General features: G+C 65.5%; 10 protein-coding genes. 6 read left to right on the top strand and 4 right to left on the bottom strand.

The window, feature by feature from the left end; translation table 11 throughout:
- Positions 1-43 precede the first annotated feature (43 nt).
- From AC5P5W_RS05045 to AC5P5W_RS05035, 3 genes are all read left to right on the top strand, one after another.
- Complete coding sequence (locus tag AC5P5W_RS05045; RefSeq protein ID WP_014648065.1) at positions 44-1,648, top strand: peptide chain release factor 3; 1,605 nt, start codon at positions 44-46, stop codon at positions 1,646-1,648.
- 160 nt (positions 1,649-1,808) lie between these two features.
- A complete protein-coding gene (gene trhA, locus AC5P5W_RS05040; RefSeq protein ID WP_005410682.1) occupies positions 1,809-2,447 on the top strand; it encodes a PAQR family membrane homeostasis protein TrhA in 639 nt (212 codons plus the stop codon).
- A gap of 82 nt (positions 2,448-2,529) precedes the next feature.
- On the top strand, positions 2,530-4,503 hold the full coding sequence (locus tag AC5P5W_RS05035; protein ID WP_032955910.1) for an AsmA family protein: 1,974 nt from the start codon (positions 2,530-2,532) through the stop codon (positions 4,501-4,503).
- A gap of 483 nt (positions 4,504-4,986) precedes the next feature.
- On the opposite strand, the gene AC5P5W_RS05030 is transcribed toward AC5P5W_RS05035, so the two are convergent.
- The 3 genes from AC5P5W_RS05030 to mtgA all read right to left on the bottom strand — a co-directional run bounded on the left by AC5P5W_RS05030 (position 4,987) and on the right by mtgA (position 7,211).
- The gene (locus tag AC5P5W_RS05030) at positions 4,987-5,418 is read right to left on the bottom strand and encodes a CBS domain-containing protein (RefSeq protein ID WP_012511858.1); all 432 of its coding nucleotides are present in this window, start codon (positions 5,416-5,418) and stop codon (positions 4,987-4,989) included.
- Positions 5,378-6,397: a glycosyltransferase family 2 protein gene (locus AC5P5W_RS05025; RefSeq protein WP_197574651.1), complete on the bottom strand. Its 1,020-nt coding sequence runs from the start codon at positions 6,395-6,397 to the stop codon at positions 5,378-5,380. The genes AC5P5W_RS05030 and AC5P5W_RS05025 overlap by 41 nt, the downstream gene beginning before the upstream one ends.
- Positions 6,398-6,461: 64 nt before the next feature.
- Complete coding sequence (gene mtgA / locus AC5P5W_RS05020) at positions 6,462-7,211, bottom strand: monofunctional biosynthetic peptidoglycan transglycosylase (protein WP_032957384.1); 750 nt, start codon at positions 7,209-7,211, stop codon at positions 6,462-6,464.
- Between the two features lie 77 nt (positions 7,212-7,288).
- Between mtgA and hslO the strand changes: the two genes are divergently transcribed.
- From hslO to AC5P5W_RS05005, 3 genes are all read left to right on the top strand, one after another.
- Complete coding sequence (gene hslO, locus AC5P5W_RS05015; protein WP_014648070.1) at positions 7,289-8,182, top strand: Hsp33 family molecular chaperone HslO; 894 nt, start codon at positions 7,289-7,291, stop codon at positions 8,180-8,182.
- Positions 8,183-8,298: 116 nt separating this feature from the next.
- Positions 8,299-9,147 (top strand): XOO1806 family protein, encoded by an 849-nt coding sequence (locus AC5P5W_RS05010; RefSeq protein WP_014648071.1) that lies wholly within the window; start codon positions 8,299-8,301, stop codon positions 9,145-9,147.
- A 383-nt stretch (positions 9,148-9,530) separates the two neighbouring features.
- Positions 9,531-12,419, top strand: a complete 2,889-nt coding sequence (locus tag AC5P5W_RS05005; RefSeq protein ID WP_053496147.1) for a TonB-dependent receptor plug domain-containing protein — start codon at positions 9,531-9,533, stop codon at positions 12,417-12,419.
- A gap of 139 nt (positions 12,420-12,558) precedes the next feature.
- Here the strand turns inward: AC5P5W_RS05005 and AC5P5W_RS05000 are convergent, their stop codons facing one another.
- A complete protein-coding gene (locus tag AC5P5W_RS05000; protein WP_005418411.1) occupies positions 12,559-13,161 on the bottom strand; it encodes a TetR/AcrR family transcriptional regulator in 603 nt (200 codons plus the stop codon).
- Between the last annotated feature and the right edge of the window lie 67 nt (positions 13,162-13,228).

Here is a 13,228-nt window from a genome sequence, read left to right as displayed (position 1 = left end):
GCGCTTATCTCTTTGAAAAGCGCCCCGGGCGGGCGCCACTGCCATGTCCGAAGTCGCCAACGAAGCGTCGCGTCGCCGCACCTTCGCCATCATTTCCCACCCTGACGCCGGCAAGACCACGCTGACCGAAAAGCTGCTGCTGTTCGGGGGCGCGATCCAGATGGCCGGTTCGGTCAAGGGCCGCAAGGCTGCCCGCCACGCCACCTCCGACTGGATGGCGCTGGAAAAGGAGCGCGGCATCTCCGTCACCTCCTCGGTGATGCAGTTCCCGTATGAAGGCAAGATCGTCAACCTGCTCGACACCCCCGGCCACGCCGACTTCGGCGAAGACACCTACCGCGTGCTGACCGCGGTGGACTCGGCGCTGATGGTGATCGACGTGGCCAAGGGCGTGGAAGAGCGCACCATCAAGCTGATGGAAGTGTGCCGCCTGCGCGACACCCCAATCATGACCTTCATCAACAAGCTCGACCGCGAGGGCAAGGACCCGATCGAGCTGCTGGATGAAGTGGAAACCGTGCTCGGCATCCAGTGCGCGCCGGTCACCTGGCCGATCGGCATGGGCCAGCGCCTGAAGGGCGTGGTCCACCTGCTGACCGGCGAAGTGCACCTGTACGAACCGGGCCGCAACTTCACCCGCCAGGACTCGACCATTTTCCCGTCCATCGATGCTCCCGGCCTGGCCGAGAAGATCGGTGCACAGATGCTGGCCGACCTGCGCGACGAGCTGGAACTGGTGCAGGGCGCCAGCCACCCGTTCGACCTGCAGGCCTACCGCGAGGGCAAGCAGACGCCGGTGTTCTTCGGCTCGGGCGTCAACAACTTCGGCGTGCAGCCGCTGCTGGACTTCTTCGTCGAACACGCACCCGCACCGCAGGCGCGCTCCACCACCGGCCGCGAGATCGCCCCGGAAGAAAACAAGCTGACCGGCTTCGTGTTCAAGATCCAGGCCAACATGGACCCGCAGCACCGCGACCGCGTGGCCTTCATGCGGGTCTGCTCGGGCCGCTTCAGCGCCGGCATGAAGACCTTCCACGTGCGTACCGGCAAGGAAATGAAGCTGGCCAACGCGCTGACCTTCATGGCCAGCGACCGTGAGATCGCCGCCGAGGCGTGGCCGGGCGATGTGATCGGCATCCACAACCACGGCACCATCTCCATTGGCGATACCTTCACCGAAGGCGAAGCGGTCACCTTCACCGGGATCCCCAACTTCGCCCCGGAACTGTTCCGCCGCGCCCGCCTGCGCGATCCGCTCAAGCTGAAGCAGCTGCAGAAGGGCCTGGCCCAGCTGTCCGAGGAAGGCGCGACCCAGTTCTTCCGCCCGCTCACCAGCAACGACCTGATCCTGGGTGCCGTCGGCGTGCTGCAGTTCGACGTGGCCGCCTACCGCCTGAAGGACGAGTACGGCGTGGAAGCCACCTTCGAGCCGGTGAGCGTGACCACTGCGCGCTGGGTCCACTGCAGCAACGAGAAGAAGCTGGAAGAGTTCCGCGAGAAGAACGCGCTGAACCTGGCGCTGGATGCCGCCGGGCACCTGGTCTACCTGGCGCCGACCCGGGTCAACCTGCAGCTGGCCCAGGAACGCTCGCCGGATGTTCGCTTCTCTGCCACCCGCGAAGCGGCGCATACCGTTTCGGCAGGCTGATGCCACGGGGTCGGATCCCTTTCCGGCAGGAAAGGGCTCTGACCCCAGCCAACGCAAGGCAGACATTCACCCACCATACGGTGACAGGCGTGCACGCATCGCCCATCGCGGCGATGATAGGGGGGTGCGGGTCCCCCTCCCCGCGAACAATGCCTACGCCATGTCCACGACGTCCATTGCTTCGATCCGTGAAGAAATCGCCAGCGCCCTGACCCATGGCCTGGGCGCGGTATTCGCCCTGGCCGCCAGCGCGGTGTTGATCACCCTGGCGGCGATCTACGGCGACGGCTGGCAGCTGGCCAGCGCGATCGTATTCGGTATCGCGCTGTTGCTGCTGTACACCGCCTCCACGCTGTACCACGCCATCCAGCATCCGGTCGCCAAGGGCCGGTTGAAGGTGTTCGACCATTGCGCGATCTATGTGCTGATCGCGGGCACCTATACCCCGTTCACCCTGATCGGCCTGCGCGGTCCGTGGGGCTGGGGCCTGTTCACCGCGATCTGGGCGCTGGCGCTGGGCGGCGTGGTGTTCAAGCTGTTCTACACCGGCCGCTTCAAGGTGCTCTCAACGGTGATCTACATCGCCATGGGCTGGCTGGTGGTCGTGGCGATCAAGCCGATGTGGGCCTCGATCGATGGCGGCACCCTCACCTGGCTGTTCGCCGGCGGCCTGTCGTACACGCTGGGGACCTATTTCTACCACCGTGAATCGATCCCGTACTCGCATGCCATCTGGCACCTGTTCGTGATCGGCGGCAGCGTCTGCCACTTCGTCGCGGTCACCATGCAGGTGCTGTAACGGCCGCTCGACGGCAGCGCGTGCACACCATGCACATGGTCGCTTCGCGCCCTGTCCACGAAGAGCGGGCAACCATGGCAGCGTGAATGCTGCCGCCTCCCCTGCCGCAAAGCGCACGCCCCGCTGGCGCCTCCGCCGCCCCGGCCCACGAGGCCGGCGCTGGCTCACGATCCTGATCTTCCTGCTGGCGGCGATCCTGGTACTGATCGCGTTGTGGGACTGGAACTGGTTCAAGGGGCCGGTGGAGCGCGCGGTGCAGGCACGCACCGGCCGCGTGCTGCACATCGGGAACCTTGATGTCGACCTCGGCCGCACCAGCACGATCCGCGCCGATGCGGTCACCTTCGCCAATGCCAGCTGGGCGAAACAACCCGATATGGCCAGCGCCGACCGCGTCGAGATCGACGTGCGGGTCTGGCCCCTGCTGCGCGGCAGCGTGCAGCTGCCCGAAGTGCGCCTGACCCGGCCGGACGTGCTGCTGGAAACCGCCCCGCGCAAAGGCGAACCGGGCAACTGGGATTTCCTCGGTGACAGCGCCGGCGGGACCAGCCCCCAGCTCAAACGGCTGCGCGTCGATGACGGTCGCCTGCAGTTCCTCGATGCGCTCGGCCGCACCGATATCCGCGTGGACGTGCGGAGCGGCCAGCCGAAACAGGCCGACGCGGCGCCACCGCTGCTGGTGCAGGGCAAGGGACGCTGGCAGGGCAATCCGTTCACCCTGCGCGGTGGTACTGAATCACCGCTGGAGCTGACCGACAGCGGCCACCCGTTCCGCATCCACCTCGACGGTCGCGCTGGCGCCACCCACGCCGTCGCCAGCGGCACATTGACCAATCCCTTCCAGCTGCGCGTGTTCGACCTGCAGTTCGCGCTCAGCGGCCAGGACCTGGCCGACCTCTACCCCTTGCTCGGCATCGCCATTCCGCCGTCCCCGCCCTACGCGTTGAATGGTCGGCTCAAGCGTGACCACGACCTCTGGCGTTACGAGCAGTTCACCGGCAAGGTCGGCGACAGCGACCTCGGTGGCAACCTGCAGTTCGAAGTGGGAGGCGCGCGCCCGCGACTGACCGCCACGCTGGAATCCAGACGCCTGGACTTCGATGACCTGGCCGGCTTCGTCGGTGCGCCACCGAAGACCGGCGGCGGCGAAACCGCCAATGCAGAGCAGAAGGCCGAGGCCGCACGGCTCGCCGCGCGTGCGCGTGTGTTGCCGGACACGCCCTACAATCTCGGCAAGCTGCGTGCGATGGATGCCGACGTGCGTTGGAAAGCCCACCGCATCAACGCGCCGTCATTGCCATTGGACGACATGGATGCACACCTGTTGCTGGATGACGGTGTGCTGCGGCTGGACCCACTGAACTTCGGCGTCGCCGGCGGCGACATCCGCAGCACGATCCGCATGGACGCGCGCCAGCCGCAGATCAGTACCGCGCTGAAGGCCAGTGTGCGCGGCGTGCAGCTTGGCCAGTTGTTCCCCGACGCCAAGCTGGCCGAACAGGCCAAGGGCGGCATCGGCGGCGAGGTGGACCTGAGTGGCCGCGGCAATTCGATCGCCGCGATGCTCGGCAGCAGCAGCGGCAAGGTCGGCCTGGCGATGGGCCGTGGCCATGTCGGCAACCTGGTGATGGAACTGGCCGGCCTGGACATCACCGAGTCGCTGAAATTCCTGGTGACCGGCGACAAGCAGATCCCCCTGCGTTGCGCCTTCGCCGACTTCGGCGTGCGCGACGGCCTGATGACCAGCCAGGCGTTGGCGGTGGATACCACCGACACGATCCTCATCGGCGAAGGCACGGTCAGCCTGCGCGACGAGAGCCTGGACCTGCTGTTGAAGCCACGCCCGAAGGACAAGAGCATCCTGGTGCTGCGCTCGCCACTGCACATCGCCGGCACTTTCAAGGACCCGTCGTTCCGCCCGGACTTCAAGGCCCTGGGCATCCGCGGCGCGGTGGCCCTGGCACTGGGCAGCATCGCCCCGCCGGCGGCATTGCTGGCAACCATCGAACTGGGGCCGGGCAAGGATGCCGACTGCGGTGGGCAGTATGCGAAGTAGGGTTACAGCGTTGTTCGCGGCGCCTGCATTGATGGTGGCTTGAGGGGGACGGGTGACGCAGGCAGGACACGCCGCAAGTAGGTCCCTGTAGGCTCGATGGCGCCATCCATGGCGCCAACGGTCCTGCCTGCGTCACCCGTCCCCCTCCTGACAGTTTCCTGCGCGCGCGGAACGAGAGCGGAAATTCAAAGTCAAAAAAAAAAGCAAAGTCAAAAGTTGTTGCCAACCAAGGTTGGCGGCTACCAAAGGCGAGGCACCGCGCATGTACGCACCGCGCTCGCGGAAATGTTTCCAGAGGCGGAGGGCATGGGCGTGCAGGACCGTTGGCGCCATGGATGGCGCCATCGAGCCTACAGGGACGTACTTGCGGCGTGTCCTGCACGCCCATGCCCTCCGCCTCTCCGACGTATCAGGAAGGCGCCGCTTCTGCTTCTGCACTTGCTGTTGGCGGGCCGGCGGGCCGCAGGCCCGCCAGCGAACACCTCACCCCGCCACGATGTACTGCTGCAGCTGGTCCAGCTCGCGCCGCTGCGCATCAATCACCGACTTCACCAGGTCACCGATGGAGATCACCCCCAGCACCTGCGCGCCCTCCACCACCGGCAGATGGCGGATGCGGTAGTCGGTCACCAGTTGCAGGCAATGCTCCACCTGCTCACCGGGCGACACCGTCACCACCTGCGCCGTCATGATCTCCGCCACCGCGGTATCGCGCGATGAACGATCACGCAGCACGATCTTGCGCGCGTAGTCACGCTCGGACAGGATCCCGACCAGCCGCGGCCCGTCCATCACCAGTACCGCACCGATGCCCTTTTCCGCCATCAACCGGATCGCATCGATCACCGCCGCGTCCGGCGCGACCGCATGTACTTCAGGAGACTTGCCATCCAACAGTTGCCGTACCGTCGTCATCTGCCTGCCCTCCGAGGGTGGGTTGCAGGGCCGAGTCTGCCACGGCGGATGCTAGCCACGCGTCAACCAGGTACAACGGCCGCTGCTTGGACTCTTCGTACAGCCGCCCCAGGTACTCTCCCACCAGCCCCAGCGCGATCAACTGCACTCCCCCCAGGAACAGGATCACCGCCATCATCGTCGGCCAACCCGCCACCCGGTCGCCATACAGCGCCGCCTTCACGATCACCCACAGGCCGAACACGAACGCGACTGCGGCGGTTGCCAGTCCCAGGTAGGTGGCAGCCCGCAGCGGCACAGTCGAGAAGCCGGTGATGCCTTCGAGGGCGAAATTCCACAGCCGCCACAGGCTGAATTTGCTGGTGCCGGCCACGCGCGCGTGGCGGTGATAGGGCACGGCAATCCGCTTGAAGCCTACCCAGCTGAAAAGCCCCTTCATGAAACGGTGGCGCTCACGCATCCCGCGCAGGGCGCTCAGCGCGCGCGGGGACAGCAGGCGGAAATCTCCGGTATCGGCCGGAATCGGCGTACGCGACAGGCGACCCATCACCCGGTAGAACATCGCTGCCGTGGCGCGCTTGATCCAGGACTCGCCATCGCGGGCCATGCGCGTGCCGTAGACGTTGTCATGGCCCTCGCGCCAGCGCGCGACGAATTGCGGCACCAGCTCCGGCGGGTCCTGGCCGTCGGCATCGAGGATCATCGCTGCCCCCTCGTGCACCAGATCCAGGCCCGCGGTCAGCGCCGCCTCCTTGCCGAAGTTGCGCGACAGCTTCAGCGCCGAGACGCGCGCATCAGCCTTGGCCAACTCCGCGATCACCTCCCATGTGCGGTCATGACTGCCGTCATCCACATAGAGGATGTGGCCGTCGATGTCGGGCATGCCGTCCAGCACCGCGCACAGCCGTGGATGCAGCAGCGGTAATGCCAGGGCCTCGTTGTAGGCGGCGATGACAAAAGTGAGCCGTTCGCGGGTCATGCCCGGATTGTACATTGCCGGCCAGGCGCACGACCCGTCGCCCGCCGCTCACGCCACGCCTGCCTCAGTCCTCCGACAAGTATGACGCGCCTCCCAGCTGGCGCGCCTGGCGCTGGATCCATGCGGCGCGCCGCTGCACATACGGCCCCGGTGCGGCCGCGTTGTAGCGTCGCGGTGCCGGCAGTACCGCCGCCAGTCGCGCACTCTCGGCCGGGCTCAACCGGGCCGCGTCCTTGCCCCAGTATTTCTGGGCTGCCGCCTGCGCACCGTACACACCATCACCGAACTCGGCGATGTTGGCGTACATCTCCAGGATGCGCTCCTTCGGCCACAGCGCCTCGATCAGCACCGTGTACCAGACTTCCAGGCCCTTGCGGATCCAGCTGCGGCCCTGCCACAGGAACAGGTTCTTGGCCACCTGCTGGCTGATCGTGCTGGCGCCACGCAGGCGCCCTCCCCTGGCGTTATGGTCGCGGGCCTTTTCGATGGCCTGCAGATCGAAGCCATTGTGGTCGGGGAAGCGCTGGTCCTCGGCCGCCACCAGCGAGATCGGCAGGCTCGGCGCCATCTGGTCGAGGTCGCGCCACTGGTAATGCAGCCGATAGGACCAGTCCGCCTCGCCCAGCGCCTCGCCGTAGCGCCACAGCATCACCGTGGACACCGGCGGGTCGATGAAGCGCAGCACCAGCACCTGCAGGCAGCTGAAGGCGGCCAGCAGCACCGGCAGCCACAGCAGCCGCTTCCAGCGCCAGCGTCGCCGGCGCGGTGCGGCCACCTCCGCCACTACCTTGTGCTGCTCTCCCGCTGCCCCCATTACTGGTGCATCCTTCTTTTGTCTGGTTGTCGGCGCATTATCCGGCAACCGCCCCCGTTTACGCGCGATGTGAGCCGATGACCGCCAACTCCGATTCCCTGATCCGTTTCCTGCTCCCCGACGCCGGCGTCCGCGGCGTGCATGTGCACCTGCAGGCCACCTGGCAGGAAATCCTGTCCCACGCCGTGTACCCGGACGCCGCTGCCGAGCTGCTCGGCGAGGCCTGTGTCGCCTCGGCCCTGTTCACCGGCCACACCAAGATCGACGGCCGCCTGTCAGTGCAGCTGCGCAGCAGCACTGCCCTGCGCACCCTGTTCGCCGAATGCACCGCGGGCGGCACCCTGCGTGGCATCGCCCAGCTCAGCGAAGGCGCCGACGCGCCGCGTGACCTGTCCAGCCTCGGCGATGACGCCATCCTCGCCATCACCATCGAGAACCCCGGCCTGGACCCGCGCGAGCCGCAGCGCTACCAGAGCCTGGTCGCGCTGACCGCGCCGGAACTGGACGAGGCCTTCGAGGACTACTTCCGCCAGTCGGAGCAGCTGCCCACCCGCCTGCTGCTGGCGGCCGACCGCAACGGTGCCGCCGGCCTGCTGCTGCAGAAACTGCCGGGCGACGAAGGCGACGAAGATGGCTGGGCGCGCGCCAGCGCCCTGTTCGAGACCCTGGGCAAGGCCGAACTGCTGGCGACCCCGGCCGAGCAGCTGCTGCACCGCCTGTTCCACGAGGAGCGGCCGGAGCTGCTGGGTGAAAAGCCGCTCTCTTTCGCCTGCTCCTGCTCGCGCGAGCGGGTGGCCGGCATGCTGCAGTCGCTGGGGGAAGAGGAGGCCCGTGCGGCCGCCGAGGACACTGGCGCCGTCGAGGTGCGTTGCGAATTCTGCGGACGCGAGTATCACTTTCCATTGACGGAGTTCGGCATACTGTTCCACGGCGCCCAGGGGGCTGTACCGGCGCCTGAACGACTTCAGTGAACGGCAGTCTTGTACCTGGGGAGGATCAAGGCTTGTTAAGAATTCATAAACACCCTAGGATCGAGTTCCCGTCCCCACGGGAACTTCCGTTGTCTGTCCCTGTCTGAACTGGTCCGATGCGTACCTTCCTGCGTCTACCGCTGGCCCTGCTGATCGCCCTTGGCGCGATCACGGGCGTGCATGCGCAGAGCAAGGACACCCGCACCGTGCTGCCGGTCTGGAACAAGGGCAGCGGCAAGGTCGAGGCGCTGCTGTACCTTGAGCCTACCGGCGAACAGGCGGCCGGCGCCCGCTGGCATTTCGGCCGCAACTCGCTGGACGCGGCCTTTGGCCTGTCCTCCGGCGATTCGCTGGGCCTGCTCTGCAACAGCAGCAGCGGCACCAGCATCAGCGGTCTGGCCAGCCATTGCATGCTGGCCAGCCTGGGCGACGAGGATGATCTGAACAGCCGTCGTTTCAGCGGTACCGCCGCGCTGAACCGCGGCAACAGCCGCCTGGGCATCACCGCCGGCACTGGCCGTGAAACCCTGCCCGCCTGGTTGTCGGGCCCGAACAAGACGCCCTCGCTGCGTGCCGAGCAGAACGATCTGACCGTGTTCGCGCAGAAGAACATCGGTCGCGAAGGCTTCGTCTCCATTGCCGGTACCTACGCCAAGGCGCGCCTGGTTCCGCTGGCCGACGCCTCGCCGGCCATCGTCGATCGCTGGGACAGCAAGAGCCTGAGCATCGGCGCCGGTTACGGCAACTTCACCGGCAGCATCATCGGCCGCGTGGTCGACGTCCCGGGCAAGCCCGGCAAGTGGGAAGGCCTGGGCATCGGCCTGACCTGGCGTACCCCGTGGTCCGGCCAGCTCACCGTCGGCGCCGAGAATGTGATCAGCCGCGGCAAGAATCCGTTCTCCCCGCGCAACGAAAGCAACGACGACGGCACCGTGCCGTATGTGCGTTACGAACAGGATCTCTGATCCCGGTAAACAGGCTCAGCAACGATATTCCCAAAGGCGCCGAAAGGCGCCTTTTGCATGTGCAAGCCTGCCGCGCACTTGCGTAACCGGTATCGCCGCTGGGCGATGAAACGCTGCGCACCGACATAGTGAGATACATTTCAATCGAAACTTTTTTCATCATTCTGCGTTAACAAACGAGGCAGAGCGCCCTGACCATGCCGGTAAACTATTGAGTGGCATCGAAAAAGCGCATCTTTACCAAAATCACAGGCTTGATTAACACAGCTTTAATTCTTGGCGAACGCCCGTTACTATCGGGTCAGCCTCGCGATTTGGGAGCGCTTTTTCGCTCCCCCGCCGGGCATTAACCCCAGCCAAGATTTCTTGGAGAGAGAGAGCCAATGAAACTCAAGTCCAGCCAGCTGCGTGACGCAGTTGTGATCGCGCTTGTCGCCGGTGCCACCACCGCGACGGCCCACGCCCAGGAAGCCACCAACCTCGACCGCATCGAGGTCACCGGTTCGCGCATCCGTCAGGTCGATACCGAAACCGCCCAGCCCGTTCTGAGCATCAGCCGCGCTTCGATCGAGAAGAGCGGTTTCAAGACAGTTGCCGACGTCCTGCAGAACATCTCTGCCGCTGGCAGCCCGGCCATCAGCCGTTCCGAGCCGCTGTCCTCCGGCGAAGCCGTCGGTGGCTTCTACATCGACCTGCGCAACCTCGGCGCCGAACGCACCCTGGTGCTGGTCGACGGCAAGCGCCTCGGCGCCAGCGTCAGCGGCCTGCAGGACGTGTCGCAGATCCCGTCGGCCATCGTCGAGCGCATCGACGTCCTCAAGGACGGCGCCTCGTCGATCTACGGCTCCGACGCGATCGCCGGCGTGATCAACATCATCACCCGCAAGAACTTCCAGGGCCTGGAAGCCAACGCCTACGTCGGCCAGTACGGCGAAGGCGACGGCCAGAAGAGCAGCTTCGACTTCGTGGCCGGCTTCACCGGTGATCGTGGTTCGGTCACCATCGGTGCGGAATACGCCGAAGAAAAGGCCGTCTGGGCCAAGAATCGCTGGTTCAGCAAGTCGCAGCGCACGGATCGCCACCCGGACCGCGGCTGGACCCCGGTCAGCCAGTGGGGCGCGGTCTATGACGTCAATGATCCGAATGCACCGTTGCTGACGCTGAACCGTGGTGGAAATCCGTTCGATCCGAACGCCTATCACGAGACCGACCTCACCCCGATCACCGGTGACGTCAGCAACTCCAACGAGCAGATGCACCTGCTGACGCCGACCAAGCGTCGTTCGGTGTTCGCCAACGTACAGTACGACCTGACCGACAACATCCGCTTCGTCTCCGACCTGCTGTACACCCGTCGCGAGTCGCAGGCCCAGGTCGCCGGTTATCCGCTGCAGTCGGCCGACTATGAGCGTCAGCTGGGTACCGTGCTCTCGCAGGACAGCTACTACAACCCGTTCGGCACCGACATGGGCTTCATCCGCCGTGGCTGGGAAGTGCCGCGCCTGTCGACCAACAAGCTGACCACCTTCCGCTTCACTGGCGCCCTGCAGGGCAGCTTCCAGTTCAATGACAAGTACTTCGACTGGGAAGCCGGCTACATCTACCAGAACTCGGAGAACCTGCAGACCCAGACCGGCAACTACAACATGCTGGCGGTCACCCAGGCCACCGGCGCGTCGTTCCTCAACCCGGCCACCGGCCGCGTCGAGTGCGGCACGGCCGCCGGCCTGGCCGCGGGCACCAACCCGATCTATGGCCCGGGCCCGGGCGGCTGCATTCCGTGGAATCCGGCCATTCCGTACGGCCGTACCGGCGACGGCGGCCTGACCGGCAATCCTGCCCTGCAGCAGTTCCTGTTCCCGACCACCAAGAACACCGGTGAAGTCACCACCAAAACCTACTACGCGAACATCGCCGGCAGCCTGTTCACCCTGCCCGCCGGCGACCTGGGCTTCGCGCTGGGTTACGAGTACCGCGAAGACAAGGGCACCTACGTCCCGGATGCGCTGTCACAGTCGGGCTACTCGACCGATCTGGCGGCCGGCCCGACCGGTGGTGGCTACAACGTCAACGAAGTGTATCTGGAGCTGAATGTTCCGATCCTGGCCGACCTGCCGGGTGCCAAGGAACTGAGCTTCAACGCCGCATCGCGCTACTCGAAGTACAACACCTTCGGCAACACCACCAACAACAAGTTCGGCCTCAAGTGGAAGCCGATCGACCAGTTGCTGGTGCGTGCCACCTATGCCGAGGGCTTCCGCGCACCGACCATCGATAATCTGTACGGTGGCAGCTCGCAGACCTTCGCCTACTTCACCGATCCGTGCGATACCGATTTCGGCCTGGCTGCCAGCGATCCGGCCACCGCCCAGCGTTGCGCCGCCGCTCTGGGCGCGCTGGCCCCGAATTTCCGCCAGCTGAAGCAGGGTTACGTCCCGGCGGAAGGTCAGGATGAGCAGAGCCCGGTGCCGTTCAACGCCGTCTCCAACCCGAACCTGACTCCGGAAAAGTCCAAGTCCAAGACCGTCGGCCTGGTGTGGAGCCCGACCTTTGCCCAGGGCCTGAACATGAGCCTGGACTGGTGGAACATCAAGATCACCAACACCATCGTCACCGACGATCCGACCACCCAGCTCAACGACTGCTACGTACTCGGCATCGCCGACCGCTGCAACTCGTTCACCCGCGACGCAACCCGTGGCATCGTGACCAACCTGACCTACGCACCACGTAATGCCGGTTACCAGGAAACCGAAGGCTTCGACTTCGATGTGGCCTATCGCTTCGAAACCAGCAGCTGGGGCAGCTTCAACGCCAACCTGCAGAACACCTACGTCAGCAAGAACGTGCTGAAGACCACCAACGCGCAGCAGGTGCCGGTGTCGATCCTCAACGGCTTCAGCAGCAACTTCCGCCTGCGTTCGAACCTGGTGCTGGGCTGGGAATACGGCGATTGGGGCATTACCTGGGGTACGCGCTACTTCTCCAGCGTGAAGGAACAGTGCTACTTCTCGACCGAGTGCAGCCTGCCTGACTTCGGCTCGCCGGATCCGGCACGCGACCAGCCGATGAACCGCCGTGGCGCCACCACCTTCCACGACGTCCAGGTCTCCTGGAACGCACCGTGGAATGCAACCATCGCCGTGGGCGCGCGTAACGTGTTCGATCATTACGGCCCGCAGATGTACTCGGCGCCGAACTCGCAGTACTCCTACTACGGTGGCTACGACATCGGTCGCTTCATGTACATGCAGTACAAGCAGAAGTTCTGATCGGCACTCTGATCAGCTGATGCAGCAACGGCCCCGCAAGGGGCCGTTGCTCTTTGTGTCGCATGGAAACAGCTGGCCAGGCACAACAAAAAAGGCCGCGGTGTCGCCGCGGCCTTGCTTCAACATCATTCCCGGGTGCTCATCCGTTCGGAATCAGCGTCTCGATCAGATGCTCGACGTACGCTTCGAAATCCTCGCGCGCCTGCTTGGGCTGCTGCAGCTGCAACGACAACTGCAGGAAGCCGACATACGCGGCGTAGGCAAGGCGTGCCCGATGACGCGCATCGGTCGAGCTGAGGCCCGCCTGGCGGAACGACGCGACCAGATAATCGAGGCGGCGCTGCGAGACGCGGTCGATCACCGGCCGCACCATCGGATGATCCAGTGCCTTCAGCAGCTCGCTGTAGATGATGTGCGGCTGCACTTCATGCGCCACCATCTGGAACAGCTGGCGCAGGCGCACGCGCGGATCCGGCACGTCTTCCAGGCTGCCGAACACCTGTTCCTGTTCGAACAGTTCCCAGCGCTCCAGCGCCGCCTGCAGCAATGCATCGCGCGAAGGGAAATGCCAGTAGAAACTGCCCTTGGTAACGCCGAGCCGCCGTGCCAGCGGCTCCACCGCGACGGCGCCGACACCTTGTTCAGCAATCAGATCGAGGGCCGCCTGGGCCCAATCTTCGGCACTCAGGCGGCTGTTGCGGCCGGCGCGCGGTTCGCCGGCGGAAGCGTCAGGTTGATTCATGGGCTGATTTAACCATACGCCGGGGTTCGTTGCAGTACGCGGTTGCGGTCGAAACCGTCGCAGCCTC

The organism is Stenotrophomonas sp. YJH_SMC_123, from assembly GCF_059368215.1.
Note: the sequence above shows the minus strand (reverse complement) of the source record. Positions and strands in the feature narration are given on the sequence as shown.

Coding starts and splice junctions, on each gene's coding strand:
- AC5P5W_RS05045 (WP_014648065.1), top strand. CDS start 44: ATGTCCGAAGTCGCCAACGAAGCGTCGCGTCGCCGCACCTTCGCCATC.
- trhA (WP_005410682.1), top strand. CDS start 1,809: ATGTCCACGACGTCCATTGCTTCGATCCGTGAAGAAATCGCCAGCGCC.
- AC5P5W_RS05030 (WP_012511858.1), bottom strand. CDS start 5,418: ATGACGACGGTACGGCAACTGTTGGATGGCAAGTCTCCTGAAGTACAT.
- AC5P5W_RS05025 (WP_197574651.1), bottom strand. CDS start 6,397: ATGACCCGCGAACGGCTCACTTTTGTCATCGCCGCCTACAACGAGGCC.
- mtgA (WP_032957384.1), bottom strand. CDS start 7,211: ATGGGGGCAGCGGGAGAGCAGCACAAGGTAGTGGCGGAGGTGGCCGCA.
- hslO (WP_014648070.1), top strand. CDS start 7,289: ATGACCGCCAACTCCGATTCCCTGATCCGTTTCCTGCTCCCCGACGCC.
- AC5P5W_RS05010 (WP_014648071.1), top strand. CDS start 8,299: ATGCGTACCTTCCTGCGTCTACCGCTGGCCCTGCTGATCGCCCTTGGC.
- AC5P5W_RS05005 (WP_053496147.1), top strand. CDS start 9,531: ATGAAACTCAAGTCCAGCCAGCTGCGTGACGCAGTTGTGATCGCGCTT.
- AC5P5W_RS05000 (WP_005418411.1), bottom strand. CDS start 13,161: ATGAATCAACCTGACGCTTCCGCCGGCGAACCGCGCGCCGGCCGCAAC.